Here is a 25,692-nt window from a genome sequence, read left to right as displayed (position 1 = left end):
ATGAAACGAATGGTGCGGCGCTTTAAGTCAGGCCGCACGGCTCGGTGTCATCACCCACACCACACGCGCGCATTGCGGAACATCCGCAGCCACGGCGAGTCCTCGCCCCAGTCGGCCGGGTGCCAGCTCAGGTTTGCCGTGCGCGGGGTGCGCTCGGGGTGCGGCATCAGGATGGTGGCACGGCCGTCGGTGCTGGTCAGGCCGGTGATGCCGTCCGGCGAACCGTTCGGATTGAGCGGGTACTGCGATGCCACCGCGCCATCGCCATCGATGAAACGCAGGGCCACACGTACGGCCGCCTGATCCACCACGGTGTCGAACTCGGCGCGGCCTTCGCCATGCGCCACTGCCACCGGAATCCGCGAGCCGGCCATGCCGCGCAGGAACAGCGACGGCGACTCCACCACTTCCAGCAACGCGGTGCGCGCTTCGAACTGCTCGCTGCGATTGCGCAAAAAGCGCGGCCAATGCTCGGCACCGGGAATGATGTCTTTGAGCTGGCTGAGCATCTGGCAGCCGTTGCACACGCCCAGCGCGAAGGTATCGCTGCGCGCGAAGAATTCGGCAAACGCATCGCGCAAGGCCGAACGCTCCAGGATCGAGGTGGCCCAGCCGCGGCCGGCACCCAGCACGTCGCCGTAGCTGAAACCGCCGCAGGCCGCAAAACCGGAGAACTGCGCCAGATCCACGCGGCCTTCGATCAGGTCGCTCATATGCACGTCGAACGCACGAAAACCGGCGCGCTCGAAGTTGTAGGCCATCTCGATCTGCCCGTTGACGCCCTGCTCGCGCAAGATTGCGACCTTGGGCCGCGCACCGGTCGCCACGAACGGCGCGGCCACGTCTTCGGACGGATCGAACACCAGCTTGGGGCGCAATCCCGGCGCCTTGAAGTCGCGTGCCAGCGCGCGCTCTTCATCGGCACTGTCCGGGTTGTCGCGCAGTTTCTGCATGGCGTGCGTCACCGACCACCAGGCATCGAACAATTCTTCCCAACGCCACTCGGCCAGCACCCGGCCCTGCCCGCTCACGCGGATACGCGGCGCACCGGTGGGGCGTGCAATGCGCTGCGCGCATTCGGTCAAGGCATGCCGCTCGACCAGATCGGCGAACGCGGCGCGATCCTCGCTGGCGATCTGCACCACCGCGCCCAGTTCTTCATTGAACAGGCTGCGGAACGCATCGTCGCCCCAGGCATCGAGCGTGATATCCAGGCCCTGGCGCGAGGCAAACGCCATTTCGCACAGCGCCGCAAACGCACCACCATCGCTGCGGTCGTGATACGCCAGCAACAAGCCGCTCTCGCGCGCGGCGCGGATCAGTTCAAAGAAACTACGCAGGCGCTGCGCATCGTCCAGATCCGGCACCTCGCCGCCGAATGCCGGCAGCGCCGTATCATCGGCATATACCTGCGCCACCACCGACCCGCCCAGGCGCTGCTTGCCGCCACCCAACCCGATCAACCACAGCTCGCTCTCTTCGTCGCTGCGCAACAACGGCGTCAGTTGCGTGCGCACATCGCCCACCGGTGCGAACGCACTGATGATCAGCGAGACAGGTGAAACGCTTTTCAGCGTTTCACCGGGAATGGGGAGTCGGGAATCGGGAATGGCAAGAGCGGAGGGCTGTGGCGTTTCACCATTCCCGATTCCCGATTCCCGATTCCCGGCAGGCCACTGCGCCTGCATCGACAGCGAGTCCTTGCCCACCGGCACGCTCAATTCGAGTGCAGGGCACAGCTCCATGCCGATCGCGCGCACCGCGTCGTACAGCAAGGCGTCTTCGCCGGCGTGACCGGCGGCGGCCATCCAGTTGGCCGACAGCTTGATGCTGTCCAGCGTCTGTACCGGGGCGGCACACAGGTTGGTGATCGCCTCGCCCACCGCCATGCGTGCCGACGCCGCAGCGTTCAACAACGCCAGCGGGGTGCGCTCGCCGATCGACATCGCTTCGCCAGCAAACGTCTCGAAGCCGGCCAGGGTGATTGCGCAATCGGCCAGCGGCAGCTGCCACGGCCCGATCATCTGCTCGCGCGCGGTCAAGCCGCCCACGCTGCGATCGCCGATGGTGACCAGAAAGCTCTTGGACGCCACCGTGGGATGCGCCAAGACGCGCAGACCGGCCTGCTGCAGATCCAGCGTGCCGGTTTGCAGCACCGGCCACTGCGGCGCTGGCGGATGCACCGCATCGCGATGCATCTTCGGCGCCTTGCCGAACAGGACATCCATCGACAGGTCGATCGGCAGCGGGGAATCGGGAGTGGGGAATGGGGAATGGTGAGAAGCGGCATCGGCAACCGGCAGTGCGCCGTTACCATTACCGATTCCCGATTCCCCATTCCCGGCGTCGAAGACGCCATAGCCCACCACCAGCCGCTCCTCGGCCGTCGCCACGCCGACGGCGGCAAATGGGCAGCGCTCGCGCGCGCAGATCGCGGCAAATTCGTCCAGGCGCGCCTGCGGCACACCCAGTACATAGCGTTCCTGCGATTCGTTGCACCACAGTTCCAGCGGCGACAACGAGGGGTCGTCTGTGAGCACGCGGCCCAGGTCGATGACGCCGCCCACGCCGGAGTCGTGCAGCAACTCGGGGATGGCGTTGGACAGGCCGCCCGCGCCCACGTCGTGGAACCAGCGGATCGGGTTGTCCGTGCCCAGCGCCACGCAGCGGTCGATGACCTCCTGGCAGCGGCGCTCCATCTCCGGGTTTTCGCGCTGCACGCTGGCGAAATCCAGCGCCTCGGCGCTGTCGCCGGCCGCCACCGAACTGGCGGCGCCGCCACCCAGGCCGATCAGCATCGCTGGCCCACCGAGCACGATCACCGCATCGCCCGGCTGCAGGCGCAGCTTCTCGACCTGAGTGCGATCGATCGCGCCCAGGCCGCCGGCCAGCATGATCGGCTTGTCGTAGGCACGGGTCAGACCCTCACCTTCGGCCAGCTCGAAACTGCGGAAATAGCCGAGCAGGTTCGGACGACCGAATTCGTTGTTGAACGCGGCGCCGCCGAGCGGGCCCTCGAGCATGATGTCCAGCGCCGGGGCCATGCGCGGGTTCAGCGCGCGCGGCGCCTCCCACGGCTGCGGCAGGGTCGGGATGCGCAGGTGCGAGACCGTGAACCCGGTCAGGCCGGCCTTGGGCTTGCCGCCGCGGCCGGTGGCGCCCTCGTCGCGGATCTCACCGCCCGCACCGGTGGCGGCGCCGGGGAATGGCGCGATCGCGGTCGGGTGGTTATGCGTTTCCACCTTGATCGCAAACGCCGACGGCAACACCGCTTCGCTGCGGTACTCGCCGCTGGCCGGATCCGGGCGATAACGCGCGGCCGGCACGCCTTCCACCACCGCGGCGTTGTCGCTGTAGGCCGACAAGGTGTGCTGCGGGGTCTGCTGGTGGGTGTGCTTGATCATGCGGAACAGCGAGCGTTCCTGCGGCTTGCCGTCGATGCTCCAGCTGGCGTTGAAGATCTTGTGCCGGCAATGCTCGGAGTTGGCCTGGGCGAACATCATCAGCTCGACGTCGGTCGGGTCGCGGCCGAGGGCAGCGAAGCGTTCGCGCAGGTAGTCGATCTCGTCCTGCGCCAGGGCCAGGCCCAGCGTGCGGTTGGCCTGTTCGAGCGCCTCCAGCGGCACGTGCTGCAACTGGCCACGATCCGGCTCGTTGAACAGCGCCTCGGCAGCGGCGGACGAGCCAAGCAGCGACTGTGTCATCGGGTCGTGCAGCAGCCTGGCCACGGCGGCCTGGTCGGCGTCGGCGTCCGGCCAGCCGGCCAGATCGATGCGGGTACCGCGCTCCACGCGCTGGATCGGCTGCCCGGCCCCGCGCACCAGTTCGGTGGCCTTGCTCGACCACGGCGACAGCGTGCCCAGACGCGGCACCACATAGCGCGAGGAGGCGTCTTCGGCGCGCGGCGCGGGCGCCGCGTCGGCCTGCAGAATCCGCTGCAAGGTGGCCTGATCGGGCGCTTGCCCGGCCTCGACGCGGATGAAGTACACATGCCAGGCGCCAGTGATGCGCAGCGCGGGGACGAGGGTTTGCAGGCGGGTTTCGAGCCGAGCGCGGCGGAACGGCGAAAGGGCGGAAGCGCCCTCGAGGACCATCATGTCCGGGGAACCGTGTCAGAAACGGGGCTGCAGATTGTAACGGAGGTTGAGGGGCTCAGCGCCCGGCCAAGCGCGTGTCGGCCGGCGATCGGCCGACCGATCGCCGGCACAAGCGCTGCCTGGACGCAATCTGCCGCGGCAACGGCGGCGACACGCCCTGGCCGCAGGTCACCTGAAACCTGCGCCCCACTCGAGACCAGTCCAGCGCCGTCGAGGCGCAAGCAGACAAGGCGATCGCCAGCCGAGACCGCCGCTTGATCCTCCAAGCCGGCCGCCCGACCTGAAACGCATAAGGCCGGAATGCACCTGCATCCCGGCCTTAGGAACGATCACGCCAGCGGTCGAAGCGACCAGCGCCGACGCGGCAGCACTACGCCGCTTACAGCTGAATCAGCGGCTCCCGCCCGCCGTGGTGACGGCGCGCTTTTCCAACGCCTCACGCAGCTGTGCCGGCGGCAAATAGCCACCCAGCTGGGTGCCGTCCGGCGCGAAGATCGCCGGGGTGCCGTTGACGCCCAGGCGCTGGCCCAGCGTGTACTCCATCGACACCGGGTTCTTGCAGTCCTTCGCAGTCACCGGCTGCCCGGATTTGGCCGCCGTCAGTGCCTGCTTGCGGTCGGCGGCACACCACACCGCAATCATCTCCTTATGGTCCTGGCTGCCCAGGCCCATGCGCGGAAACGCCAGATATTCCACCGCGATCCCTTGCTTGTTGAGTTCGCCGATCTCGCTATGCAGCTTGCGGCAGTAGCCGCATTCCACGTCGGTGAACACCGTTACGGTGTACTTGGGGTTTGCCGGCGCGAACACGATGCGGTCGGCCTTGGGCACGGTCTCCAACTGCTTGCGGCGATAGGCCAGCAGGCCCGGGCTGGCAGCGAACTGCTTGTTCTGGATGTCGAACGGCTGCGCCTGGATCAGGTAGCGGCCGTCGTCGCTGACGTACAGCACCTGTCCGCCCACCACCACTTCGCGGAAACCGGGGAACGGCGCAGCGCCGATGTAGTCGGGCTTGAAGTCCGGGTCCAGCGCCTTGAGCGCCGTGCTGACGCGCTGATCCACACTACCGGCGGCGGCAGTGGCAGGTGCGGCGACTGGCTTGGCGCCGGCATTGCTTGCCGCAGGCTGCGACGATTGTGCGCAGGCGGTAAGACTGATCGCGCCCAGCAGCGCGGCGATAGCAAGACGATACATTCACGCATCCAGTGCAATTGGTGCCCGGATTCTCGCACAGCGCAGATGAAGCAAGGCAACTGCCGGCTCAGTTTGTTCGTGATCTGCAGGGTGGTTCGTTGTGGGGATGGGCGCGGCCTTTGGGATGATTGCCACTTGTCCGGCTGGCCGGCAGTCCCTGCCCCGGCGCGATGCCCCCGACGAGCCCGCGCCGATACCCACCTGACGGCCGGCGCTATCCGCGCGGATGATGCTTGGCGTGCAGCTTCTGCAGATGCTGGCGTGCCACCAGCGTATAGATCTGGGTGGTCGACAGCGAACTGTGGCCAAGCAGCATCTGCAGCGCACGCAGATCGGCGCCGTGATTGAGCAGATGGGTGGCGAAACTGTGGCGCAGCCCATGCGGGCTGACCGTGGCCGGGTCGATCCCGGCCAACGCCGCATAACGTTTGACCAGCGCCCAGAACTGCTGGCGGCTGGGCGGCTGACGCGCGGCGTCGATAAACAGCGGCACCTGCCCATCCACCGGCGCCACCGGCTTGTGGCTGGCCAGCAGCGGGCGGGCTTGGTTCAGATAACGCTCCAGCCAATGCTGGGATTCCTCGCCCAGCGGCACCAGCCGATCCTTGCTGCCCTTGCCGGTCACCCGCAGCACGCCCTGCCGCAGATTGACCCCCACCGCCGGCAGGTTGACCAGCTCGCTGACGCGCAGGCCGGCGGCGTACATCAGCTCCAGCATGGCGCGATCGCGCAGGCCCAGCGGGGTGTCGATGTCGGGGGCGGCCAGCAGCGCCTCGATCTGGCTTTCGGTCAACGCCTTGGGCAAGCTGCGCGGCAGATGGGGTGGGTCGATCAGCGCGGTCGGGTCGTCGCTGCGCAGCCCTTCGCGCAGACTCAGGCCATAGAACGCCCGCAGCGTCGACAACAGCCGCGCCGTGCTGCGTGGCGAATAGCGCGCCTCGGAGCGCCAGCGTAGATAGTCGAACACCGCAGCCCGATCGACGCCCAGCAGCCCGCCGCCAGCCCCGTCGCGCCAACGCGCCAGCCCTTCCAGATCGCGCCGATAGCTGTCCAGGGTCTGCCGCGCCACCCCGTTCTCGGCCCAGAAACGATCCAGGAAGCGCTCGATGGCGGCAGCATCGGCTGCCTGCAGGGGCGGCAGCTGTTGGGCGAGTTGGCGACGTTCGGCAGGACTGCTGGCAGACATCGCAACAGCATAGAGCCTGTCGCACAGGATCCGATGCGATGCGTTGGCGATGATTGAAGTGTTGGCAGCGCGCTCCTTGGCGCAACGAGCCGCCGTTGCCGCACGCACGCACCTTGCGCAGTCGCTTTGCCGGCCGCCGGCAACACCTTCGGACGACCGCTTGATGAAGTTCACCAGCCACTTGGTCGCTCGTATTCTTCAGCGCGGCGCTGCCGCAACGCGGCGTTGCTAGATCGCCCGTGCCGGCTATGCTCGCGGCATGACCTCGATTCCTTCGCCTCGCGCTGCACGCGCCCCTGCCTTGGTCGGCTGGCGGCTGCTGGCCATGTGTTACGACGCCTGGCCGGTGCTGGCGCTATGGATGCTGATTTCCGCCGCTTTCACCCTGGGCTTCACGCTTGCCGGGCATCCCGCACGCGAAAACATCGCCCCTTTCAGCGGCTGGCAATGGCTGTTGTGGTTGTGCTGCTGGATCGCCGCCGGCATCTACGCCACGGTGAGCTGGCGGCGCGGCGGCCAGACCCTGGGCATGCGCCCATGGCGGTTGTCGCTGATCGGCCCGCAAGCTTCCTGGCGCGCGCTGTGGATCCGCTATGCCGTCGGCACGCTCTCGCTGGCGCTGGGCGGCGCAGGATTCTGGTGGGCCTGGGTGGATCGTGATCGGCTGACCTGGCACGACCGGGCAAGCCGGACCAGGCTGCAGCGGATCGCCAGACCACAGGGCTGAGTGCCTGCGGTGGCAGCGGCAGGCAGGCATTACATCATGTCGCAAGTATCATCGGCGATGACAGCGCGGCCGCGCAGCCGGCCCAGGCGACAACGAACCTCTAAGCCAACGCCCTGACCATTCAATGTGCAACAGCAGACCAAGAGCCAGACCCTGCAAGGGGCGCCGCTGCTTTCAGCCCGGCTCGCTGCAGCGACAGCGGAAGAGTGCGCACCTCACTTTTCGTTCTCATGCGTGCTGGATGCGTCTTTCCATGCCGGGCCATGCGCCCTGAACGTGTTTTCCAGCACGCTACCCAGCAGATACAGCGCCAAGAACATGGGCGCCGCCATCAGCACATAAGACGTCGCCCAGGGTAGCCAATCCAGCAGCAGCGTCAGACCCAGACCGTCGGCGATCATCATCTGCAACAGCACCGGCAATTGCTTCCACACCAACCGGCTCTTGTCGTTGACCTGCGGATCGTAGGCAAAGCGCAGACAGAACACGATCAGTGCCGCATACGGCACACACATCGCCACGCCGGTCAGGCTTAGCCGCCGCATGTCACTCAGCTACTGCGCCGCCGGAACAACCATGCCGACACCCCCAGCATCACCATCGGCGGCAGTGCATAGGCGATGCGGTAATCCAGCTTGAGCGCACCGGCCATGCGGCCGAAGAACAGCTGCAGTAGCCAGAAGCCCAGCGCGAACAGGATGCCCAGGAACAGCCGCTTGCCCAGACCGCCGCTACGCAGCGAACCGAACGAGAACGGAATCGCCGCCAGGCACAGCGCCAATACGTTGAGCGGATAGAACCAGCGGCTCCAGTACTGATCTTCGTAGTCGCGCGCGTCCAGGCCATTGCGGCGGCGGTACTCGATGCTCTGTTCCAGATCGCGCGCGGACAGATTGCGCGGCTTGGCCAGCCCGGCCGCCAGCGCCGCCGGGCTGAGCTGCGATTGCCACGGCAGCTCGGGGAAGGTTTCGCGCTGCACCGAGCGCTCCTGGAAGGTATCGCGGCGCACCTGGCGCAGCGTCCAGGCGCCATTGCGATTTTCTGCCAACGCCGCATAGGTCAGCTGCTGCAGGCGGCCGCCGGCATCGAGGTGGTACAGCCGCACATCGTGCAGATCCAGCGCGGTACCGCCACCGTCGAGCAACTTCTCTTCGCCGCTCAGCGCATTGAGGAAGGTGTCGCCTTCGCGCGCCCACAGGCCCGAATAGCGCGCCATTGCCATATCGCTGTTGTAGCGGGCGCTGGTCTTGAGCGTATCGGCCTGGTTCTGTGCCCACGGCCCCACGGTCTCGCCGCTGATCACCATGCCGGCGGTCAGCAACGCCATCGCCGCGACCACCGAGGCCGACATCCGCTTGCGCGACACGCCGAGCGCACGCAAGGCGGTCAGCTCGGAGGTGGCCGCCAACTGGCCCAGACCCATCAACGCACCGATCACCGCCGCAGTGGGGAACAAGGTGTAGGCCCGCCGCGGCACCGTGTACGCCACATAAGCGAACGCATGACCAAAGGTATAGCTCCCCTGGCCAATATTCTTGGCCTCGCTGGCAAACGCGTTGACCAGATCCAGCCCCAGCAGCACGGCCCAGGTCAGCAGCACGGTGAACAACACCGCGCGCCCGACGTACCAATCGTGGACCCGTGGCATCAGCCTCATGCGCGCACCCTCGGCCGACGCACGCGGCCATCGCGTGCATACGCCCAGATCGCCACTGCCAGCAGTGGCAGCGTCAGCCACCACAGACCGAGCGCGGCCGGCGTCTTGCCGTTGGCGATCCACTGGGTGCCGACGATCATCAGGTTGGTACCCACCATGTACGCCAGGAAGGCCAGCATGATCCGGCCGTAGCGCTGCTGCCGCGGCGCACTGCGCGACAGCGGCAGGGTCAGCAGCGCGAACGCAAGCGCCAGCAGCGGCGGCGCCAGACGCTCATGCAGCTGCGCGCGCGCGGCCGGGCGTTCGTCCGACAGCAGCTGCGTGGTCCACATCACTTCCGGATCGTTGGCGTCGTGCACCTGGCTGCGGTCGGGCAGGGCCACGTCGTTGCTGGCGAACTTCATCAAGCGGTAGTCCAGGGTGTTGCCGGCGGCCGGGCCTTCGATGCGGTAACCGTCCTCCAGGCGCAGGTAGCGGTTGGCCTTGCCTTCGAAGAACATCGCGCCACGCTCGGCGGTGACCACATCGATGCGGTCGTCCTTCTGGCGCTGCACGAATACCTTGCCCAGGCCCTTGCCGTCGGCCGAGATCGTGGTGAGATAGACCACCCCACCGCCGGACAGCGGGGTGAACTTGCCCGACTCCAGGCCGGCCATCAGCACGCTGCGGTTGGCGTCTTCCAGCATGGTCTCGGCGGTACGGCTCGCCCACGGGCCCAGCCACAGCGAGCACAGCCCGATCAGCACCACCACCGGCACCACCAGCATCAGGATCGGGCGCAACATGCGCCGCGGGCCGACGCCAATGGCGGTGATCACGGCCATTTCTGAATCGCGGTACAGCCTCGCCAGTGCCAGCAGCAGGCCGAGCATGAGCGCCAACGGCAGGATGATCGGCAGGTAGGCCACAAATTGCAGGCCCACCTGAGACAGCAACAAGCGAGCGGGGATGCGGCCATCGGCGATATTGCCGAGGATATCCACCAGCACACCGCCCACGCTGACGACCAGCAGCACGATCAAGGTGGCCAGGAAGCTCTGGGTGAAATCGCTAAGCAGGTATCGATCGAGCTTCGGCATGGGGTGGGCTTGTTTTAAACTCTCGGATTCGTTCGCGGCGTCGCCAGCCTAGTGAGGTTGGCGTAAACAGTCCGCGATTGTACGGATTTGCCTACGGAATCTGATCAATGGCCCTGCAATTCACCCTGAACCAAGACGCGCCGGCAAGCGCCCACGTCGACTGCATCGTGGTTGGCGTGTTCGCCGACAAGACCCTTTCGCCCGCCGCCCAGGCGCTGGACAGCGCCAGCCAGGGCCGTTTGACGGCACTGGTCGCACGCGGCGATGTGGCCTCCAAGACCGGCAGCACCAGCCTGCTGCACGATCTGCCCGGCGTGGCCGCCCCGCGCGTGCTGGTGGTCGGGCTGGGCGATGCCGGCAAGTTCGGCGTGGCGCCCTACCTCAAGGCGATCGGCGATGCGACCCGCGCGCTGAAGACCGGCCCGGTCGGCACCGCCCTGCTCACCCTGACCGAATTGCCGATCAAGGCGCGCGATACCGCGTGGAACATTCGCCAGGCGATCGTCGTCAGCGACCACGCTGCTTACCGCTACACCGCCACGCTGGGCAAGAAGAAGGTCGACGAGACCGGCCTGACCACCCTGGCGATCGCCGGCGACGACGCCCGCGCACTGGCGGTTGGCGTGGCCACCGCCGAGGGCGTGGAGTTCGCCCGCGAGCTGGGCAACCTGCCGCCGAACTACTGCACCCCGGCCTACCTGGCCGAGACCGCCGCCGCGTTCGCCGGCAAGTTTCCCGGCGCCGAAGCCGAGATTCTGGACGAAACGCAGATGGAGTCGCTCGGCATGGGCTCGCTGCTGTCGGTGGCGCGCGGCTCGGCCAACCGCCCGCACCTGATCGTGCTGAAGTGGAACGGCGGCGGCGACGCGCGTCCCTATGTGCTGGTCGGCAAGGGCATCACCTTCGACACCGGCGGCGTCAACCTCAAGACGCAGGGCGGCATCGAGGAAATGAAGTACGACATGTGCGGCGGCGCCAACGTCATCGGCACCTTCGTCGCCACGGTCAAGGCCGAGCTGCCGATCAACCTGGTGGTGGTGGTGCCGGCGGTGGAAAACGCCATCGACGGCAATGCGTATCGCCCCTCCGATGTGATCACCAGCATGTCCGGCAAGACCATCGAGGTCGGCAATACCGACGCCGAAGGCCGCCTGATCCTGTGCGATGCGCTGACCTACGCCGAGCGCTTCAACCCTGAAGCACTGGTGGACGTGGCTACGCTGACCGGCGCCTGCATGGTGGCGCTCGGCCACCAGACCGCCGGCCTGATGAGCAAGCACGACGACCTGGCCAACGAACTGCTGGCCGCCGGCGAGCACGTGTTCGACCGCGCCTGGCGCCTGCCGCTCTGGGATGAGTACCAGGGCCTGCTGGATTCCACCTTCGCCGACGTCTACAACATCGGCGGCCGCTGGGGTGGCGCGATCACTGCCGGCTGCTTCCTGTCGCGTTTCACCGAAAATCAGCGCTGGGCGCATCTGGATATCGCCGGCGTGGCCAGCGACGAAGGCAAGCGCGGCATGGCCACCGGTCGCCCGGTCGGGCTGCTGACGCAGTGGTTGCTCGACCGCGCAGCCTGATGTCGCCACGCGCTGCACTGGCCCTGATCGCTGGTTTCGTGCTGGTGGACGGGGCCGCCAGCGCGTTACCCGGCTGGTGGAACGGCGATGCCGCCGACTTGGTGCGATTTGCGCTGTTGCTGGTGCTGATCTTCGTCTGGCTGGCGGCCGACAGCCGCCAGCACGGCTATCGCCGCCCGATGTGGCTCAACATCGGCATGGTGCTGGCCTGGCTGGTGTTCATCCCCATCTATCTGTATCGCTCGCGGCCTGCCGGCCGACGCCTGCGCGCCACAGGCGGGTTTCTGCTGGCGGTACTGGCGTCCGGCCTGCTGTTCACGCTCGGCAGCGTCGTTGCCGAATCTGTTTTCCCTTCCGTTTCGTGATCTGACCATGCCCCGTGCCGACTTTTATCTGATCGCCAAACCGCGCTTCCTCAACGAACCGCTGCGGCTGGTCTGCGAGCTGGCGCGCAAGGCCTACGACGCCAACCTTTCCACGCTGATCCTGGCGCGCGATGCCGAACAGGCCGAAGCGCTGGACGATCTGCTATGGGCGTTCGACGACGAAGCCTATATCCCGCATCAGATCGCCGGCACCGATGAGGAAGACGAACTCACCCCGGTGCTGATCGCCGCCCCGGAGTTTGCCGCGCCCTCGCGCCCGCTGGTGATCAACCTGCGCGACGATCCCTATCTGGGCGCCTGCGACCGCGTACTGGAAGTGGTCCCCGCCGACCCCGCCGCCCGCGAACCGCTGCGCGAACGCTGGAAGCAGTACAAGGCCCTGGGCCTGGAACTGACCAAGTACGACATGTGAGAGGGACGGGGATTGGGGAGTTGGGATTGGGGATTCGCAGGAGCGGTTTTGCGCGCATCCACAAGTCCTTTCCAACGACGAATCCCAACAGCCAATCTCCGTTCCACAGCGCCACCGCTGAGGTTGATGCAATGGCTTGCCAGCGATCTCTGCCGGCCCCATGACTCAACAAATCCCGAATCCCGAATCCCGAATCAACGAATCCCAGCCCCTCTATGACCACCCTAGCCTCCAGCTACGACCCCTCTTCCTTCGAATCGCGCCTGTACGCACAGTGGGAGGCCGCCGGTTATTTCGTGCCGTCCGGCAAGGGGGAGCCGTATACGGTGTTGCTGCCGCCGCCGAACGTGACCGGCACGCTGCACATGGGCCATGCGTTTCAGCAGACGCTGATGGATGCGCTGGTGCGCTATCACCGCATGCGCGGCTTCGATACGTTGTGGCAGGTGGGCACCGACCACGCCGGCATCGCCACCGAGATGGTGGTGTCGCGCAATCTGGCGCTGGAAGGTAACGGCGAAACGCGCGACTCGCTCGGGCGCGAGGGCTTCATCGCCAAGGTGTGGGAATGGAAGGCCGAATCCGGCGACACCATCGAGCGCCAGATGCGCCGCCTGGGCACTTCCAGCGACTGGTCGCGTAGCACCTTCACGATGGACCCGCAACCCTCGGCAGCGGTCAATGAGGCGTTCGTGCGCTGGTACGAGCAGGGCCTGATCTATCTCGGCCAGCGCCTGGTCAACTGGGACCCGGTGCTGAAGACCGCCATCTCCGATCTGGAAGTGGAAAACGTCGAGGAAGACGGCTTCCTGTGGTCGATCCGCTATCCGCTGGCCGATGGCGTGACCTACGAGCACGTCGAGCACGATGCCGACGGCAACGAGACGCTGCGCGAAACCCGCGATTATCTGGTGGTGGCCACCACGCGTCCGGAAACCATGCTGGGCGATACCGCAGTGATGGTGCACCCGGACGATGCGCGCTACGCCACGCTGCACAACACCCGCATCGTGCTGCCGCTGACCGGCCGGCAAGTGCCTGTGATCACCGACGATTACGTCGACCGCGCCTTCGGCACCGGCGTGGTCAAGGTCACGCCTGCGCATGATTTCAACGATTACGCGGTGGGCGTGCGGCATGACTTGCCGTTGATCAATCTGTTCACCGTCACTGCAACGATCAACGACAACGCGCCGGAGCGTTACCGCGGCCTGGATCGCTACGACGCACGCAAGCTGGTGCTGTCCGAACTGGAAGACCTGGGCGTATTGGTCGAAACCAAACCGCACAAACTGCAGGTGCCGCGCGGCGACCGTACCGGCCAGGTGATCGAGCCCTATCTCACCGACCAGTGGTTCGTGAAGATGGACGCACTGGCCAAGCGCGGGCTGGAGCTGGTCGAAAGCGGCCAGATCAAGTTCGTGCCGCCGAACTGGATCAACACCTATCGCCACTGGATGGAGAATATCCAGGATTGGTGCATCAGCCGTCAGCTGTGGTGGGGGCATCGCATCCCGGCGTGGTTCGACGAGGCAGGCAAGTGCTATGTCGGCCATGACGAAGCCGAGGTGCGCGCGAAACACGGCCTGGGTGCCGACGTCGCGCTGCATCAGGACAGCGACGTGCTGGAGACCTGGTTCTCCTCGCAACTGTGGCCGTTCTCCACGCTGGGCTGGCCGGATGCGAACGCGATGGCCGAGCGCGGTTTCGAGCGCTATCTGCCGTCGTCGGTGCTGGTCACCGGTTTCGACATCATCTTCTTCTGGGTGGCGCGCATGATCATGGCCACCGACAGCTTCACCGGCCAGGTGCCATTCCGCGATGTCTATATCACCGGCCTGATTCGCGATGCGCAAGGCCAGAAGATGTCCAAATCCAAGGGCAACGTCCTCGATCCGCTGGACATCATCGACGGCATCAGCATCGAGGCGCTGGTCGCCAAGCGCACCACCGGCCTGATGAAGCCCAAGGATGCGCCCAAGATCGAAAAGGCCACGCGCAAGGAATTCCCGGACGGCATCATCGCCCATGGCGCCGACGCGCTGCGCTTCACCATCGCCGCACTCGCCACGCATGGCCGCGATATCAAGTTCGACCTGGGCCGCGCCGAAGGCTACAAGAACTTCTGCAACAAGCTGTGGAATGCCACGCGCTTCGTGCTGATGAACACCGAGGGCGCGCGCTTCAACGGCGTGCCGCAGCCGCGCACCGAAGCGGAGCAGTGGATCCTTGCGCGTCTGGACAAGGTCACCGCAGAAACCCACGCGCACTACGCCAACTACCGTTTCGATCTGCTCACGCAATCGCTGTACGAATTCGCCTGGAATGCGTTCTGCGACTGGTTCGTGGAACTGGCCAAGCCCGCACTCAACGGCGCTGTGCAGGACAGCACGCTGGCCGCTGCAGGCAGCACGCCGGAAGCGATTGAGCACGCAGAAGATGCCGCCAGCACGCGTCACACCCTGCTCTATGTACTCGAAGCCTTGCTGCGTCTGTTGCACCCGCTCACACCGTTCGTCACCGAAGAACTGTGGCAGCAAGTCGCACCGCGCCTGGGCATCACCGCCGCGACGATCTCGTTGCAGGCGTTCCCGCAGGCCGGCGATATCGACACCCACGGCTATGCCAGCGCAGAGGCCGATGTCGAATGGCTGAAGTCGATGGTGTCGGCGCTGCGCCGCGTGCGCAGCGAGTTGAACGTGCCGCCCTCCAAGCAGGTACGCCTGCTGTTGCAGGCAGGCACGCAGGACGATCGTACCCGCGTTGCCCGCTTTGCCTCGCAGCTGTCGTTCCTGCTCAAGCTGGAAACGATCGGCTGGCTGGACGCCGGTCAGGAGGCACCGCCATCGGCGGCTGCCATCGTCGGAGAGCTCACGCTGCTGGTGCCGCTGGAAGGCCTGGTCGACATGGATGCCGAACGCACGCGTCTGGACAAGGAAATCAAGCGCGTGGAAGGCGAAATCGGCAAGTGCAACGGCAAGCTCGGCAACGCCACGTTCGTGGAAAACGCACCGGCCGTGGTGGTCGAACAGGAACGCGCGCGCTTGAACGACTGGACCACGCAGTTGACCGGTCTGCGCGAGCAACGCGCCAAGATCTAGCGAAGTCGCTCAGCCGACTGCATCGCCACCAGGCGACCGCAGTCGGTATTCGAAGAAGGCGACCGATCGGATGGTCGAGCGTGCGGTGCCCTCGCCGCTCGCAGGACACGCCGCAAGCACGTCCATGTAGGCTCGGTGGCGGCATCCATGCCGCCACACGGTCCGCAATCGGCGAGGACACCGCACCAGAGAGTTTGTCGGTAGCTGGATGAAAGCCGGTCATCTCGCGACTTGCGTTGGCTTGCGGGCATGGTTCGCAGAACACGATAGCTGGCGAATTAGAGGCACGTCATGCACTGCTTGCAACCGTGCACACCGACCATCTCGATTGGTCCTTTCCCGCCCACCATCGCGGGACCTTACGCGGCATGGATGCCGCGTAAGAGCCTTATCTGTTCGGATTCTGGCAGTTTGGGCGTCGAGAGCCGGCGTGGGCCACCGTGAGAGCCTGGATCGTTACCGATCGTCGTGTAGCTGGGTGCCCACGCCGGTTTCTCCCCTGTATCGCCCGAACGGTTGCCAGAGTGGCCACTCGTAGACGTAAGGCTGGGCAGGCAGGGGAGCTCTCGACCCTTCAAGCCTAACGGAGTTTGCCCATGAATGGCATCGGGATTGATGTGTGCAAGGCCCGGTTGGATGTGGCCGTCTACCGCGGCCCGTGCGCGCAGTTTCACAACACCCCCGCAGGCCATCTCAAGCTAGTGTCCTGGCTGGCACAGCGCGAGGTTGGCCAGATTGTCCTGGAGGCCTCTGGCGGCTATGAACAGCGGGTACTGGATGCTTTGTTCGACGCCGGCCACCGGATCGTGCGGGCCAATGCGCACCGCTGCCATGCGTTCGCCGCCGCCGTCGGCCTGCCGGCAAAGACAGATCGTCTAGACGCGATCAATCTGGCTTGCATGGCCCACACGCTGGAGCTACGTCCCTATCAACCGATGGAGCCTTGGCGTCGACGGCTGCGCGAGTTTGTGCGTGCGCGACAGCAACTCGTGGAGCTGACAACAAGCGCGCACAACCAGTTGGAGCAGGTAACGGACACGCGCTTGCACCGCGTGCTGCATGCCAATATCGCGCAGATGAAAAAGACCTGTGTGCGATTGGAACAGCAGATTGCCGAGCAGGTCGGCCAGCAACCGCAGTTGGAAGCAATGCGCTCGTTCAAGGGCGTCGGGGCGACCCTGCAAGCGGTGATCGCCAGCTACCTGCCGGAGCTGGGCACCCTCGATGGGAAGACAATTGCCAAGCTGGTCGGCGTGGCTCCCATCGCCCATGACAGCGGACAGATGCGCGGCCTGCGCCGGATCCGCGGCGGGCGGATCGAGGTGCGCAACGTGCTGTACATGGCGTGCCTGTCTGCGATCCAGCACGAGCCGCGGATCCGGGAGTTTTATCGATCGCTGCGGGCACGCGGAAAGCCCGGCAAGGTCGCCATCGTGGCGGCGATGCGCAAGATGCTCGTCATCCTCAACGCGCGAGCACGAGACGCTCACGCCGCAGACGTCCAAACCGTCCCGACCTGAGTGACCATGCTCTCGATGGATCCGCCGGCTGCTGACCAGCGGCCGGCGTTCCCGTGCCAGGCTTCCACAACGGTCAGAACCCCCTCCAACAACACAGTTGCTACACGGACGTACTTGCGGCGTGTCCCGCGATGGTGGGCGGGCAAGGGCCCTGCAGCCAAGCCGCAGATCAGCCGCTTTACAAGTGATCTATCCACACTGCTCAATCAGTCCAATACAACCGGGATTCCGGTCGTGACGGCGTTATAAATGCAGTTGGAGCTCAGGTCGAAAGCTTGGTTAGTCGAGGGTACGGTGACCTCATCGCTCGCGGGACACGCCGTGAATCCATCCGTGGAGGCTCGGTGGCGGCATCCATGCCGCCACACGGTCCCGCAACCGGCGAGGGCACCGCACCAGAGAGTTAGTCGGTTGCTTTCTTAAAAGCTTGTTGGTTGCTCCGCTTGCGTTGAAAAGCAAACCGAAACCACGGTGATCGAACAACATGCATCGTGCATTGCTTGCACCATGCACACCGACCATCTCGACTGGTCCTTGCTCGCCCACCGGCGCGGGACCTTATGCGGCATGGATGCCGCAGAAGAGCCTACACGGACGTACTTGCGGCGTGTCCTGCGATGGTGGGCGGGCAAGGACCCAGCTACGAAGTCACAGCCTTGTCGCTCTGCAAGCGACGCACCCACATCGCACCGTCGACAGTCAGGCCATCGAACTCCGAATTCCAGTTACCCAGCTTGCCACCGGCCGGATCCCACAACAGTTCCGGATCCCAGGGATTTTCGATATCGAGGTTGCGGATGATGACATCGTTGCCCTTCAACAGCAGATAACCTTCGATGATGCAGGCGTCCGCGCCCACACCGATGTAGCTAGGCAATATCCCGCACACTCATTGCGTTGCAGACACAGCCGATGTCGCGGAACATCGAGACATCAATGAGGACATCGCGCAAACGCACAACGCCCGCTCGCTGCGGGCGTTGTGGGAGCTCATACACTACTGCAGTCATCGCAGCAGTGCCTAGCGCAGACGCCTTACAGCTTGCCTGCACCAGCCTTTGCCTTCACGTCTGCAGCCACCTTGTTGGCAGCCAGCAGGTTATAGGTGTACGGCGGCTTCCAGCCGATTTTGCTGTTCCAGGAGCAGGTCAGTGCCTTGCCATTGATCAGCGACCCCTGGTCGCGATACACGCTGCCCTTGTAATCGCCGGCGATCTTGTCGCAGCTGCTCACGCCGCTGATGTCGAACGCATTGTTCTCCGAGAAGATCTTCCATTCCTTGCCCACGCCGTGCGCGTGCGAGAACGGGTACACCTTATTGCCGGTGCTGCCGACGTGGTAGTTGTTGTACAGATGCACCTGGCCGAAACGCACCCGCGGTGCGCGTGCGGAAATGTTCTCGAACAAGGTGTTGTGGATGGTCACCTTGAGCTTGCCGCTGTCGGTGCCGGAGGCGCTGTCGCTGGAGCCGATCAGGCTGTTCTTCTCATGCGACTTGAACGCCAAGTACGAGATGGTGACGAAGTTGGCACCCTTCTTGACGTCCATCGCACCATCGTGATGCTGCTTGGGGCGACCGTTGGCGGTGCCGTTCTGATCGTCGGTGCGGCGACCATCGGTGAAGGTGACATGGTCCACCCACACGTTGGTGGCCGCTTCCACGGTCAAGCCGTCGTACTCGGAATTCCAGTTGCCGTTGTCGCCGTCGTCGGCATCCCACTTCGGCTCCGGATCCCACGGATTTTCGATGGTGAGATTGCGCACGATGACGTCGTTGGCCTTGATGTAGAAATAGCCCTCGCGGATTTCCGCATTGGTGCCAACGCCGATCAACGTGGTCTTGGTCGGGATGTCCAGGCGCGCACGCGTCTTCATGTCCGCAGTCTTGGTGTAGGCCTTGCCTTCGCTGATGTCGATGACACCCTTGACCTTGATGATGCGGCCGTTGCTGCCGGCCTTGGCCTTCAACGCGGCCTTCAACTGCGCTGCCGTGCTGACGGTGTAGATGTCTGCAGCTGCAGCCTTGGAGCCGCCTTTGGTGCCGCCGTTCTGGGTCGCCCAGCCGGTGGTGGCAACTTCCAAGGAGGGATCCGCAGCGTGCGCTGCGGGGGACAACAACGCAGCGCCCAGAACGACGCCCACAACGGTACGACCAACGACTGTCGATGCTTTCGACATGGTGATGAATTCTCTTGAATGAGTGACGCAATGGCGCGCCGCATGAGACGACGCGCTCCCCGACGCGATCGCCCAGGCCATCAAGGCCAGTCCCCTAGCGAACGCGACTCGATCCTAATGCTTATGAAAACTAATGAATAGTCTATTTTTGAAAATTCTTTTTCTGCGCACGCGTGCTTCGCATACATCGCACACACGCAAATGCAGCACCCGTTTTGCGGGCACTGCATGGGGTGTCGCGTTGAGAACGCCTACAGCTTTCCGGCGCCGGCCTTTGCCTTGACGTCTGCAGCGACCTTGTCGGCCGACAGCAGGCTGTAGGTGTATGGCGGGGTCCAACCGATGTTGGTATTCCACGTGCAGGTCAGCGCCTTGCCGTTGAGCAGCGAGCCCTGATCGCGATACACGCTGCCGCCGTAATCGGCCGCGATCTTGTCGCAACCGCTCACACCGCTGATGTCGAAGGCATTACGCTCGGAGAAGATCTTCGATTCCTTGCCCACACCATGCGCGTGCGAGAACTTGTAGACCGGATGGGTGGTGCTGCCAACGTGGTAGTTGTTGTACAGATGCACCTGGCCGAAGCGCACCCGCGGCGCGCGTGCGGAGATGTTCTCGAACAAGGTGTTGTGGATGGTCACCTTGAGCTTGCCGCTGTCGGTGCTGGAGGCGCTGTCACTGGAACCGATCAGATCATTCTTCTCGTGCGACTTGAACGCCGAGTAGGAAATCGTCACGAAGTTGGCGCCTTTCTTGACGTCCATCGCGCCATCGTGATGCTGCTTGGGGCGGCCATTGGCGGTGCCGTTCTGATCGTCGGTGCGGCGACCGTCGGTGAAGGTGACATGATCCACCCACACGTTGGTGGCGCCTTCCACCGTCAGGCCGTCGTACTCGGCATTCCAGTTGCCGGCGCTGCCATCGTCCGGATCCCAGACCGGTTCCGGATCCCACGGATTTTCGATGGTGAGATTGCGGATGATGACGTCGTTGGCCTTGACGTAGAAATAGCCTTCGCGAATTTCCGCGTTGCTGGTGATGCCGATCAGCGTGGTCTTGGTCGGCACGTCCAGACGCGCGCGCGCCTTCATATCCGAGGTCTTGGTGTAGGGCTTGCCTTCACTGACATCGATGATGCCGCTGATCTTGATGATGCGTCCGTTGCTGCCCACGCTGGCCTTCAGCGCGTTCTTCAGCTCGGCGGCATTCTTGACCGTGTAGATGTTGGCAGCGGCCGCTTTGGAGCCGCCTTTGGTCCCACCGTTCTGTGTTGCCCAACCAGTGGTTGCAACTTCCAGTGCAGGATCGGCGCAGACAACGCCAACGACCAGCAACGACCCGACAAACAGCGACGCGGCGGCCGCCGTTGAAAATTTCGGCTTCATCTTGATGTCTCCCTCGGATAGGTTCGATGCGCCGCGCGGCGGCACACCCCTCGTCTAACAGGCGCGGAACATACTTTTCATCTATGTACTTTTCAGTTCCGCGAAACCGATACTAGGAGCATCGCAATCGCTTGTATCTAGCCGATGTATCGATGTGGATGCGCAGTCACGCAAACGGTTGCGAGACACCCAAGAGAAGACAAAACGCTGCACTCAAGACACGCAGAGACAGCGACAAGGACACTGCAGCGCAGCATGATTCGAGTCGCAATGCAGATGGACGCAGGTTCAGTACGGTGTGCCGCTGCGATCACGTGCTGCGTGTTTTCTTCGACGTCCATGCGTGTTGCGATGCAACGTATCGACAACGCAACGCGTGCACTGCGATCAGGCTTATGCGATCAGCGCAACCAAAAAAAAGAAAGTGGAATATGGCGAAAATATCGCCATCGATCAGCGCGGCGCGCCACGCTGCATAGTGGACGATGCGCACGACCGGCAATCGATCAAGTGCAACAATTGCGCACATCGCAATGCCATCGATTGCAACCACGCGACAGCCTGAGTCAAAGCGACGGCGAGCGATTGATTACGGACGGCGACATCGTCGGTGGCGGCATGCGGTTAACGGCATCCGATCGCAGGCGCGGCCTGTTGCTGCGATGGACACTGCGCACGCGAGCTGCAGCGCAACAGCAATGGATGCCCGCAGGCATCAGCACGCATCACATCAACTGTCACCAACGCAGTCCATCGACGAATGCGGTCAGCAACTAAAAATGGCGCTCAGGAGAACCCTTCGAAGAACAACTCGATCGCCATCACCAACGCATCCTCGCGCCCGGTGTTGGAGGGGTAGTAGCGTGGGCGCCGTCCGATTTCGTTGAAGCCTTCGGAGTGATACAGCGCGATCGCCGAGGGATTGGACGGGCGTACTTCCAGAAACGCACGCCGCGCGCCGCGATCGCAGGCACCCTTGATCAGTGCGCGCAGCAACACGCGGCCATGGCCTTGCGATTGGGCTTCTGGTGCGATGCAGACGTTGAGCACGTGCGCCTCGTCGGCGGCAATGCTGATCACGCCGTAGCCGATGACCTGGCCACCCTGCTCCATCACCCAGCCGGGGTAGCCGGCCTGCAGGCAGTCGCGAAAGATGTTGCGCGTCCACGGAAACGGATAGGCGCGATGCTCGATCTCCATCACCACGTCCAGATCGCTCTCGCGCATCGCGCGCAGCGCTGTGGGCAGGGGTGCGTTCAATGCGCTCACGCCGGGTCCTGACGCCGCCGCAGCGCACGCAACTGCGGCCACAGCGCGCGCTTGGCTGCCGGGTTGCCACGCAACTCGGCCAGCGGCCAGGTGGCCATCAAGGCCTGGGTATTCGGGTCGCCGGGGTTGCAGCCGGACGCGCGCAGCAACGCGATCTGCAAACGATCCGGCAGGCCGACACGACTACGCCGCGGCGGCGCGGCCGACGGCGCGGTGTTGGGCGCACGCGGGGCCTCGGCGGGTGCAGCCGGTGCGGTGCGACGTGCGACAGGCGCCGCGGAGTGCGCCACCGCTGGCGCCTGCACCGCACGCTCAACGCGCATCGGCGCAGTCGCCGGTGCACTTTCGACCACATCGGCGGGCGCAGGCAGCGCATCCGCCATGTCACGGTCCAGATACACGGTGTGCCCCAACGCCTGCAGATACGAGATCTGCAGATCGGACCACATCGGCTCGGACGCCATCTCACTCATGACAGCACGCTCATGACAGGTTGCTCATCACAGCCGGGCTCATGGCAGCTCGGGGACGCGCCGCCAGCGCCGCCACAGCCACATCACCGGACCGGACAGCGCATACAGCACACCGATCACCAGCAGCGAACGGGCCAGGTCGATCACCAGCAGCGCGATCACCACCGTGGCGATCGCCAGCGCCAGGAACGGCACGCGGTCGGCACGCGGCCCACGCGCACCGCCCTTGAAGCTCCAGAAGCGGATCCGGCTGACCATCAACAAGGCAGAGACCACCGTGATCGCCAATGCCAGATAGCGCAGCTGCTCGCCATCGAAGCCCAGGCTGTCGTCGGCAAACGCCCACACGAACGCCATCATCAAGCCGGCCGCCGCCGGACTGGCCAGGCCGATGAACCAGCGTTTGTCGACCACGCCTACTTGCGTGTTGAAGCGAGCCAGCCGCAATGCCGCGCAGGCCGCATATAGAAAGGCAGCCGACCAGCCGACCCGGCCCATCACGTTGCTGTCGTACTTCAGCGCCGACAGCGACCAGTGGTACATCACCAATGCCGGGGCCATGCCGAAGCTGACCAGATCGGCCAGCGAGTCATACTGCACGCCGAATTCGCTGCTGGTATTGGTCAGGCGCGCGACCCGGCCGTCCAGCCCATCCATCACCGCCGCCACGAACACCGCCATGGCCGCCTGGACGAATTGCCCATTGGCGGCGGCGATGATGGCGTAAAAACCGGAAAACAGCCCGGCGGTGGTGAACAGGTTCGGCAGCAGGTAAATCGTGCGCGAGCGAGGGGGCGGTCTCATTTCATCCATCCGGCAAGTGTAGGGCCTGAGGTCCATCCGGCGGTAGCGCGCCCTGCCCCTGACGCGTACGCCGGGCGGCATGACTTGCCAGCGCAGGCCGCGGATGCTGCAATCGCCGCGGGAATCATCCAGGGGAAGCCACATGCAGCTGTCGTCCGGGCTTTGCGCCCTGTTGATGCTGGTCAGCGCCGGCGCCGGCGCGACCGATCTCTATAAGTGGAAGGACGCCAAGGGCGTGACCCACTACACCGAAACCCCGCCGCCGTCCGGCCAGCGCTACGAATCGCGCCGGATCGACGCCCGCAGCGGCACTGCCGCCATCGCGGCGCCAGAAACCGCTGCACCCGAATCGGCCGATTGCCTCACCGCACGTCGCAACCTGGAGCTGCTCAGTGGCAAGGGCGAGGTGACCATGGGCGCTGGCGCCGACGGCAAGCCCGGCACCCCGCTGGACCCGGACGCCCGCACCGCGCAGCGCAACCTTGCCGAAGCGGCAGCCAAGGCCTACTGCAGGCCGGCACCAACCAGCAGCGGCCCGGCCACCTAAGAGCGGCCAACACAACAGTAGCGAGCGGTCGTCAGGTGGGTGCGGGCGCGCGCTCAGAACCGGAGTGTACGAAGCGGTACATGCCGATTCCGAGCACCGGCCACGCCCGCCTGGCGGCCGCGCAGCAGTCTTGTTAGCTGCTCCAAGTCCAAAATACGTGGCGGCGCTCTGCTGGGTGGACCCTGCGGACCGACCGCCGCCGATGCGTGGCACATGCCGATTTCAGCACCGGCCGCGCCAGAACGCCGGCCACACGTGTTTGGGTGAATGGCGCTTGGCCAGACCAGTTACGCACCGGTCTTTCCCGCCCTGCCGAGACGGCGCAGCGCCCTCGCCGATGACCGCCAGGGCGCGACACTGGCAAACTATGGGCTTTCCGCCCAAGCGAAGCCCGATGCGTCTTTCCCAGTTCCACCTGCACACCACCAAGGAAACCCCGGCCGACGCCGAGCTGGTCAGCCACCGTCTGATGCTGCGCGCGGGCATGATCCGCAAACTGGCCTCCGGGCTGTACACCTGGTCGCCGCTGGGCCTGCGCGTGCTGCGCAAGGTCGAGGCCATCGTGCGCGAAGAGATGAACCGCGCCGGGGCGGTGGAAGTGCTGTTCCCCACCATCCAGCCGCGCGAGTTGTGGGACGCCACCGGGCGTTGGGAAAAGTTCGGCGGGCAGTTGCTCAAGATCAAGGACCGCAAGGAACAGGAGTTCTGCTACAGCCCCACCGCCGAGGAAGCCGCGGCCGAGTTCGCGCGCCAGGAGATCAACAGCTACAAGCAGCTGCCGCTGAATTTCTATCAGATCCAGACCAAGTTCCGCGATGAAATCCGCCCGCGCTTCGGGGTGATGCGTGCGCGCGAATTCCTGATGAAGGACGCTTACTCGTTCCATCTCACCGACGAGGACATGGCGCGCGAGTACGACAACATGCGCGCGGCCTACACCCGAATCTTCACCCGCCTGGGGCTGGAATTCCGCGCCGTGCAGGCCGATTCCGGCGCCATCGGCGGCGATGCCTCGCAGGAATTCCACGTCATTGCCGCCTCCGGCGAAGACTCGCTGGCGTTCTCCACGGCTTCCGATTACGCCGCAAACGTGGAAACTGCCAGCGCCGCCCTGTCCGCCCCGCGCGCCGAGGTTGGCGAGGCGATGCGCCAGGTCGAAACGCCCACCCAGAAGACCTGCGAAGACGTCGCCCAGTTGCTGGGCATCGCGCTGCAGCGCACAGTCAAGTCGGTGGCGGTGATGACCGAGGCCGGCTTTGTGCTGGTACTGGTGCGTGGCGACCACGCGGTCAACGAGATCAAGCTGGGCAAGGTCGCCGGGCTGGCCGGTTACCGGATGGCCAATGAGGCCGAAATCCGCGACCACCTCGGCTGCGAGCCCGGCTTCCTGGGCCCGGTGAACACCGCGCGCCCGGTGCGCGTGGTGGCCGACCGCGATGTCGCGGCACTGGCCGATTTCGTGGTCGGCGCCAATGTGCCCGGCACGCATCTGGTTGGCGTCAACTGGGGCCGCGACCTGCCCGAGCCGGACACCGTGGCCGATGTGCGCAACGTCATCGAAGGCGAACGTGCGGCCGATGGCGGCGAGCTGCGGCTGGCCCGTGGCATCGAAGTGGGTCATGTGTTCCAGCTTGGCAGCCAGTACGCGCAGGCATTGCAGGCTACCGTGATCGACGAGAACGGCAAGGTCGCGGTGATGAAGATGGGCTGCTACGGCATCGGTATTTCGCGCATCGTGGCTGCGGCGATCGAACAGAACCACGACGACGCCGGCATCATCTGGCCCGCACCGATGGCGCCCTGGCAGGTGGTGGTGTGCGTGATCAACCCGAAACAGGACCCGCAGGTGATTGCCGCAGCCGGCGCGCTGTTGGACGAATTGACTGCCGCAGGGATCGAAGCCGCGCTGGACGACCGTGGTTTGCGTCCGGGCGCCATGTTTGCCGATATGGAACTATTGGGCATTCCGCATCGGGTGGTGGTCTCAGAACGCGGATTGGCGGCCGGCACATTTGAATATCGCGCGCGCACCGCCGAGGCAGCGGAAAACCTGGATAAGTCCGGGTTATTCTCCCGCCTGGAACGTTGATCAAACAC

The 25,692-nt window shown here is 65.0% G+C and carries 20 protein-coding genes, 1 other RNA gene and 1 pseudogene; 8 read left to right on the top strand and 14 right to left on the bottom strand.

The window, feature by feature from the left end:
• Nucleotides 1-50: 50 nt before the first annotated feature.
• The 3 genes from purL to xerD all read right to left on the bottom strand — a co-directional run bounded on the left by purL (nucleotide 51) and on the right by xerD (nucleotide 6,477).
• A complete protein-coding gene (purL, locus tag NYR97_RS12830) occupies nucleotides 51-4,097 on the bottom strand; it encodes a phosphoribosylformylglycinamidine synthase (protein ID WP_316693621.1) in 4,047 nt (1,348 codons plus the stop codon).
• A 390-nt stretch (nucleotides 4,098-4,487) separates the two neighbouring features.
• Nucleotides 4,488-5,291: a DsbC family protein gene (locus NYR97_RS12825; RefSeq protein ID WP_316693619.1), complete on the bottom strand. Its 804-nt coding sequence runs from the start codon at nucleotides 5,289-5,291 to the stop codon at nucleotides 4,488-4,490.
• Nucleotides 5,292-5,505: 214 nt separating this feature from the next.
• Nucleotides 5,506-6,477 carry a site-specific tyrosine recombinase XerD gene (gene xerD / locus NYR97_RS12820; protein ID WP_316693617.1) on the bottom strand — a complete coding sequence of 324 codons (972 nt, stop codon included), beginning with the start codon at nucleotides 6,475-6,477 and terminating at the stop codon, nucleotides 5,506-5,508.
• 259 nt (nucleotides 6,478-6,736) lie between these two features.
• Between xerD and NYR97_RS12815 the strand changes: the two genes are divergently transcribed.
• Nucleotides 6,737-7,204 carry an RDD family protein gene (locus NYR97_RS12815; RefSeq protein WP_205392466.1) on the top strand — a complete coding sequence of 156 codons (468 nt, stop codon included), beginning with the start codon at nucleotides 6,737-6,739 and terminating at the stop codon, nucleotides 7,202-7,204.
• Nucleotides 7,205-7,419: 215 nt separating this feature from the next.
• On the opposite strand, the gene NYR97_RS12810 is transcribed toward NYR97_RS12815, so the two are convergent.
• From NYR97_RS12810 to lptF, 3 genes are read right to left on the bottom strand one after another with little or no spacing between them, the layout of a single operon-like run.
• Nucleotides 7,420-7,749 carry a hypothetical protein gene (locus NYR97_RS12810; protein ID WP_205392467.1) on the bottom strand — a complete coding sequence of 110 codons (330 nt, stop codon included), beginning with the start codon at nucleotides 7,747-7,749 and terminating at the stop codon, nucleotides 7,420-7,422.
• 5 nt (nucleotides 7,750-7,754) lie between these two features.
• Complete coding sequence (lptG, locus tag NYR97_RS12805; protein WP_168957132.1) at nucleotides 7,755-8,861, bottom strand: LPS export ABC transporter permease LptG; 1,107 nt, start codon at nucleotides 8,859-8,861, stop codon at nucleotides 7,755-7,757.
• Nucleotides 8,858-9,940, bottom strand: coding sequence for an LPS export ABC transporter permease LptF (gene lptF, locus NYR97_RS12800; RefSeq protein ID WP_205392469.1), 1,083 nt, complete (start codon nucleotides 9,938-9,940; stop codon nucleotides 8,858-8,860). Before lptF ends, lptG begins: the two co-directional genes overlap by 4 nt.
• A gap of 107 nt (nucleotides 9,941-10,047) precedes the next feature.
• Between lptF and NYR97_RS12795 the strand changes: the two genes are divergently transcribed.
• The 5 genes from NYR97_RS12795 to NYR97_RS12775 all read left to right on the top strand — a co-directional run bounded on the left by NYR97_RS12795 (nucleotide 10,048) and on the right by NYR97_RS12775 (nucleotide 16,939).
• Nucleotides 10,048-11,520, top strand: a complete 1,473-nt coding sequence (locus NYR97_RS12795; protein WP_316693612.1) for a leucyl aminopeptidase — start codon at nucleotides 10,048-10,050, stop codon at nucleotides 11,518-11,520.
• The gene (locus NYR97_RS12790; protein WP_316693610.1) at nucleotides 11,520-11,885 is read left to right on the top strand and encodes a hypothetical protein; all 366 of its coding nucleotides are present in this window, start codon (nucleotides 11,520-11,522) and stop codon (nucleotides 11,883-11,885) included. Before NYR97_RS12795 ends, NYR97_RS12790 begins: the two co-directional genes overlap by 1 nt.
• Nucleotides 11,886-11,892: 7 nt before the next feature.
• The gene (locus tag NYR97_RS12785; RefSeq protein WP_205392472.1) at nucleotides 11,893-12,318 is read left to right on the top strand and encodes a DNA polymerase III subunit chi; all 426 of its coding nucleotides are present in this window, start codon (nucleotides 11,893-11,895) and stop codon (nucleotides 12,316-12,318) included.
• 215 nt (nucleotides 12,319-12,533) lie between these two features.
• Nucleotides 12,534-15,419, top strand: a complete 2,886-nt coding sequence (locus NYR97_RS12780) for a valine--tRNA ligase (protein ID WP_316693607.1) — start codon at nucleotides 12,534-12,536, stop codon at nucleotides 15,417-15,419.
• Nucleotides 15,420-16,015: 596 nt separating this feature from the next.
• Nucleotides 16,016-16,939: an IS110 family RNA-guided transposase gene (locus NYR97_RS12775; protein WP_316693606.1), complete on the top strand. Its 924-nt coding sequence runs from the start codon at nucleotides 16,016-16,018 to the stop codon at nucleotides 16,937-16,939.
• A gap of 676 nt (nucleotides 16,940-17,615) precedes the next feature.
• Here the strand turns inward: NYR97_RS12775 and NYR97_RS12770 are convergent.
• The 7 genes and pseudogenes from NYR97_RS12770 to pssA all read right to left on the bottom strand — a co-directional run.
• A pseudogene (locus NYR97_RS12770) lies at nucleotides 17,616-17,804 on the bottom strand (pectate lyase family protein); the annotation flags it as partial.
• Between the two features lie 170 nt (nucleotides 17,805-17,974).
• Complete coding sequence (locus tag NYR97_RS12765) at nucleotides 17,975-19,117, bottom strand: pectate lyase family protein (protein ID WP_316693605.1); 1,143 nt, start codon at nucleotides 19,115-19,117, stop codon at nucleotides 17,975-17,977.
• Nucleotides 19,118-19,368: 251 nt separating this feature from the next.
• Complete coding sequence (locus tag NYR97_RS12760) at nucleotides 19,369-20,502, bottom strand: pectate lyase family protein (protein ID WP_316693604.1); 1,134 nt, start codon at nucleotides 20,500-20,502, stop codon at nucleotides 19,369-19,371.
• A gap of 310 nt (nucleotides 20,503-20,812) precedes the next feature.
• Nucleotides 20,813-21,055, bottom strand: coding sequence for a hypothetical protein (locus NYR97_RS12755; RefSeq protein WP_316693602.1), 243 nt, complete (start codon nucleotides 21,053-21,055; stop codon nucleotides 20,813-20,815).
• A gap of 233 nt (nucleotides 21,056-21,288) precedes the next feature.
• Nucleotides 21,289-21,771, bottom strand: coding sequence for a ribosomal protein S18-alanine N-acetyltransferase (gene rimI, locus NYR97_RS12750; RefSeq protein WP_023902533.1), 483 nt, complete (start codon nucleotides 21,769-21,771; stop codon nucleotides 21,289-21,291).
• Nucleotides 21,768-22,244: an alanine acetyltransferase gene (locus NYR97_RS12745; protein ID WP_210762237.1), complete on the bottom strand. Its 477-nt coding sequence runs from the start codon at nucleotides 22,242-22,244 to the stop codon at nucleotides 21,768-21,770. The genes rimI and NYR97_RS12745 overlap by 4 nt, the downstream gene beginning before the upstream one ends.
• Before the next feature lie 39 nt (nucleotides 22,245-22,283).
• Nucleotides 22,284-23,057: a CDP-diacylglycerol--serine O-phosphatidyltransferase gene (gene pssA, locus NYR97_RS12740; RefSeq protein WP_023902531.1), complete on the bottom strand. Its 774-nt coding sequence runs from the start codon at nucleotides 23,055-23,057 to the stop codon at nucleotides 22,284-22,286.
• A gap of 133 nt (nucleotides 23,058-23,190) precedes the next feature.
• Between pssA and NYR97_RS12735 the strand changes: the two genes are divergently transcribed.
• Nucleotides 23,191-23,595 carry a DUF4124 domain-containing protein gene (locus NYR97_RS12735; RefSeq protein ID WP_205392478.1) on the top strand — a complete coding sequence of 135 codons (405 nt, stop codon included), beginning with the start codon at nucleotides 23,191-23,193 and terminating at the stop codon, nucleotides 23,593-23,595.
• A 4-nt stretch (nucleotides 23,596-23,599) separates the two neighbouring features.
• Here the strand turns inward: NYR97_RS12735 and NYR97_RS12730 are convergent.
• Nucleotides 23,600-23,677: non-coding RNA, sX9 sRNA (locus NYR97_RS12730), on the bottom strand.
• A 312-nt stretch (nucleotides 23,678-23,989) separates the two neighbouring features.
• Between NYR97_RS12730 and NYR97_RS12725 the strand changes: the two genes are divergently transcribed.
• Complete coding sequence (locus tag NYR97_RS12725; protein ID WP_316693594.1) at nucleotides 23,990-25,684, top strand: proline--tRNA ligase; 1,695 nt, start codon at nucleotides 23,990-23,992, stop codon at nucleotides 25,682-25,684.
• The last annotated feature ends 8 nt before the right edge of the window (nucleotides 25,685-25,692 follow it).

Source organism: Xanthomonas hydrangeae, from assembly GCF_032697525.1.
Classification (GTDB): Bacteria; Pseudomonadota; Gammaproteobacteria; order Xanthomonadales; family Xanthomonadaceae; genus Xanthomonas; species Xanthomonas hydrangeae.
The sequence above is the reverse complement of the archived record's forward strand: the minus strand, read 5'-3'. Positions and strand labels throughout refer to the sequence as shown.

Excerpts from the sequence above, each read along its gene's own strand:
- purL (WP_316693621.1), bottom strand. The coding sequence starts at position 4,097 with ATGATGGTCCTCGAGGGCGCTTCCGCCCTTTCGCCGTTCCGCCGCGCT.
- NYR97_RS12825 (WP_316693619.1), bottom strand. The coding sequence starts at position 5,291 with ATGTATCGTCTTGCTATCGCCGCGCTGCTGGGCGCGATCAGTCTTACC.
- xerD (WP_316693617.1), bottom strand. The coding sequence starts at position 6,477 with ATGTCTGCCAGCAGTCCTGCCGAACGTCGCCAACTCGCCCAACAGCTG.
- NYR97_RS12815 (WP_205392466.1), top strand. The coding sequence starts at position 6,737 with ATGACCTCGATTCCTTCGCCTCGCGCTGCACGCGCCCCTGCCTTGGTC.
- NYR97_RS12810 (WP_205392467.1), bottom strand. The coding sequence starts at position 7,749 with ATGCGGCGGCTAAGCCTGACCGGCGTGGCGATGTGTGTGCCGTATGCG.
- lptG (WP_168957132.1), bottom strand. The coding sequence starts at position 8,861 with ATGAGGCTGATGCCACGGGTCCACGATTGGTACGTCGGGCGCGCGGTG.
- lptF (WP_205392469.1), bottom strand. The coding sequence starts at position 9,940 with ATGCCGAAGCTCGATCGATACCTGCTTAGCGATTTCACCCAGAGCTTC.
- NYR97_RS12795 (WP_316693612.1), top strand. The coding sequence starts at position 10,048 with ATGGCCCTGCAATTCACCCTGAACCAAGACGCGCCGGCAAGCGCCCAC.
- NYR97_RS12790 (WP_316693610.1), top strand. The coding sequence starts at position 11,520 with ATGTCGCCACGCGCTGCACTGGCCCTGATCGCTGGTTTCGTGCTGGTG.
- NYR97_RS12785 (WP_205392472.1), top strand. The coding sequence starts at position 11,893 with ATGCCCCGTGCCGACTTTTATCTGATCGCCAAACCGCGCTTCCTCAAC.
- NYR97_RS12780 (WP_316693607.1), top strand. The coding sequence starts at position 12,534 with ATGACCACCCTAGCCTCCAGCTACGACCCCTCTTCCTTCGAATCGCGC.
- NYR97_RS12775 (WP_316693606.1), top strand. The coding sequence starts at position 16,016 with ATGAATGGCATCGGGATTGATGTGTGCAAGGCCCGGTTGGATGTGGCC.
- NYR97_RS12765 (WP_316693605.1), bottom strand. The coding sequence starts at position 19,117 with ATGTCGAAAGCATCGACAGTCGTTGGTCGTACCGTTGTGGGCGTCGTT.
- NYR97_RS12760 (WP_316693604.1), bottom strand. The coding sequence starts at position 20,502 with ATGAAGCCGAAATTTTCAACGGCGGCCGCCGCGTCGCTGTTTGTCGGG.
- NYR97_RS12745 (WP_210762237.1), bottom strand. The coding sequence starts at position 22,244 with ATGAGTGAGATGGCGTCCGAGCCGATGTGGTCCGATCTGCAGATCTCG.
- pssA (WP_023902531.1), bottom strand. The coding sequence starts at position 23,057 with ATGGATGAAATGAGACCGCCCCCTCGCTCGCGCACGATTTACCTGCTG.
- NYR97_RS12735 (WP_205392478.1), top strand. The coding sequence starts at position 23,191 with ATGCAGCTGTCGTCCGGGCTTTGCGCCCTGTTGATGCTGGTCAGCGCC.
- NYR97_RS12725 (WP_316693594.1), top strand. The coding sequence starts at position 23,990 with ATGCGTCTTTCCCAGTTCCACCTGCACACCACCAAGGAAACCCCGGCC.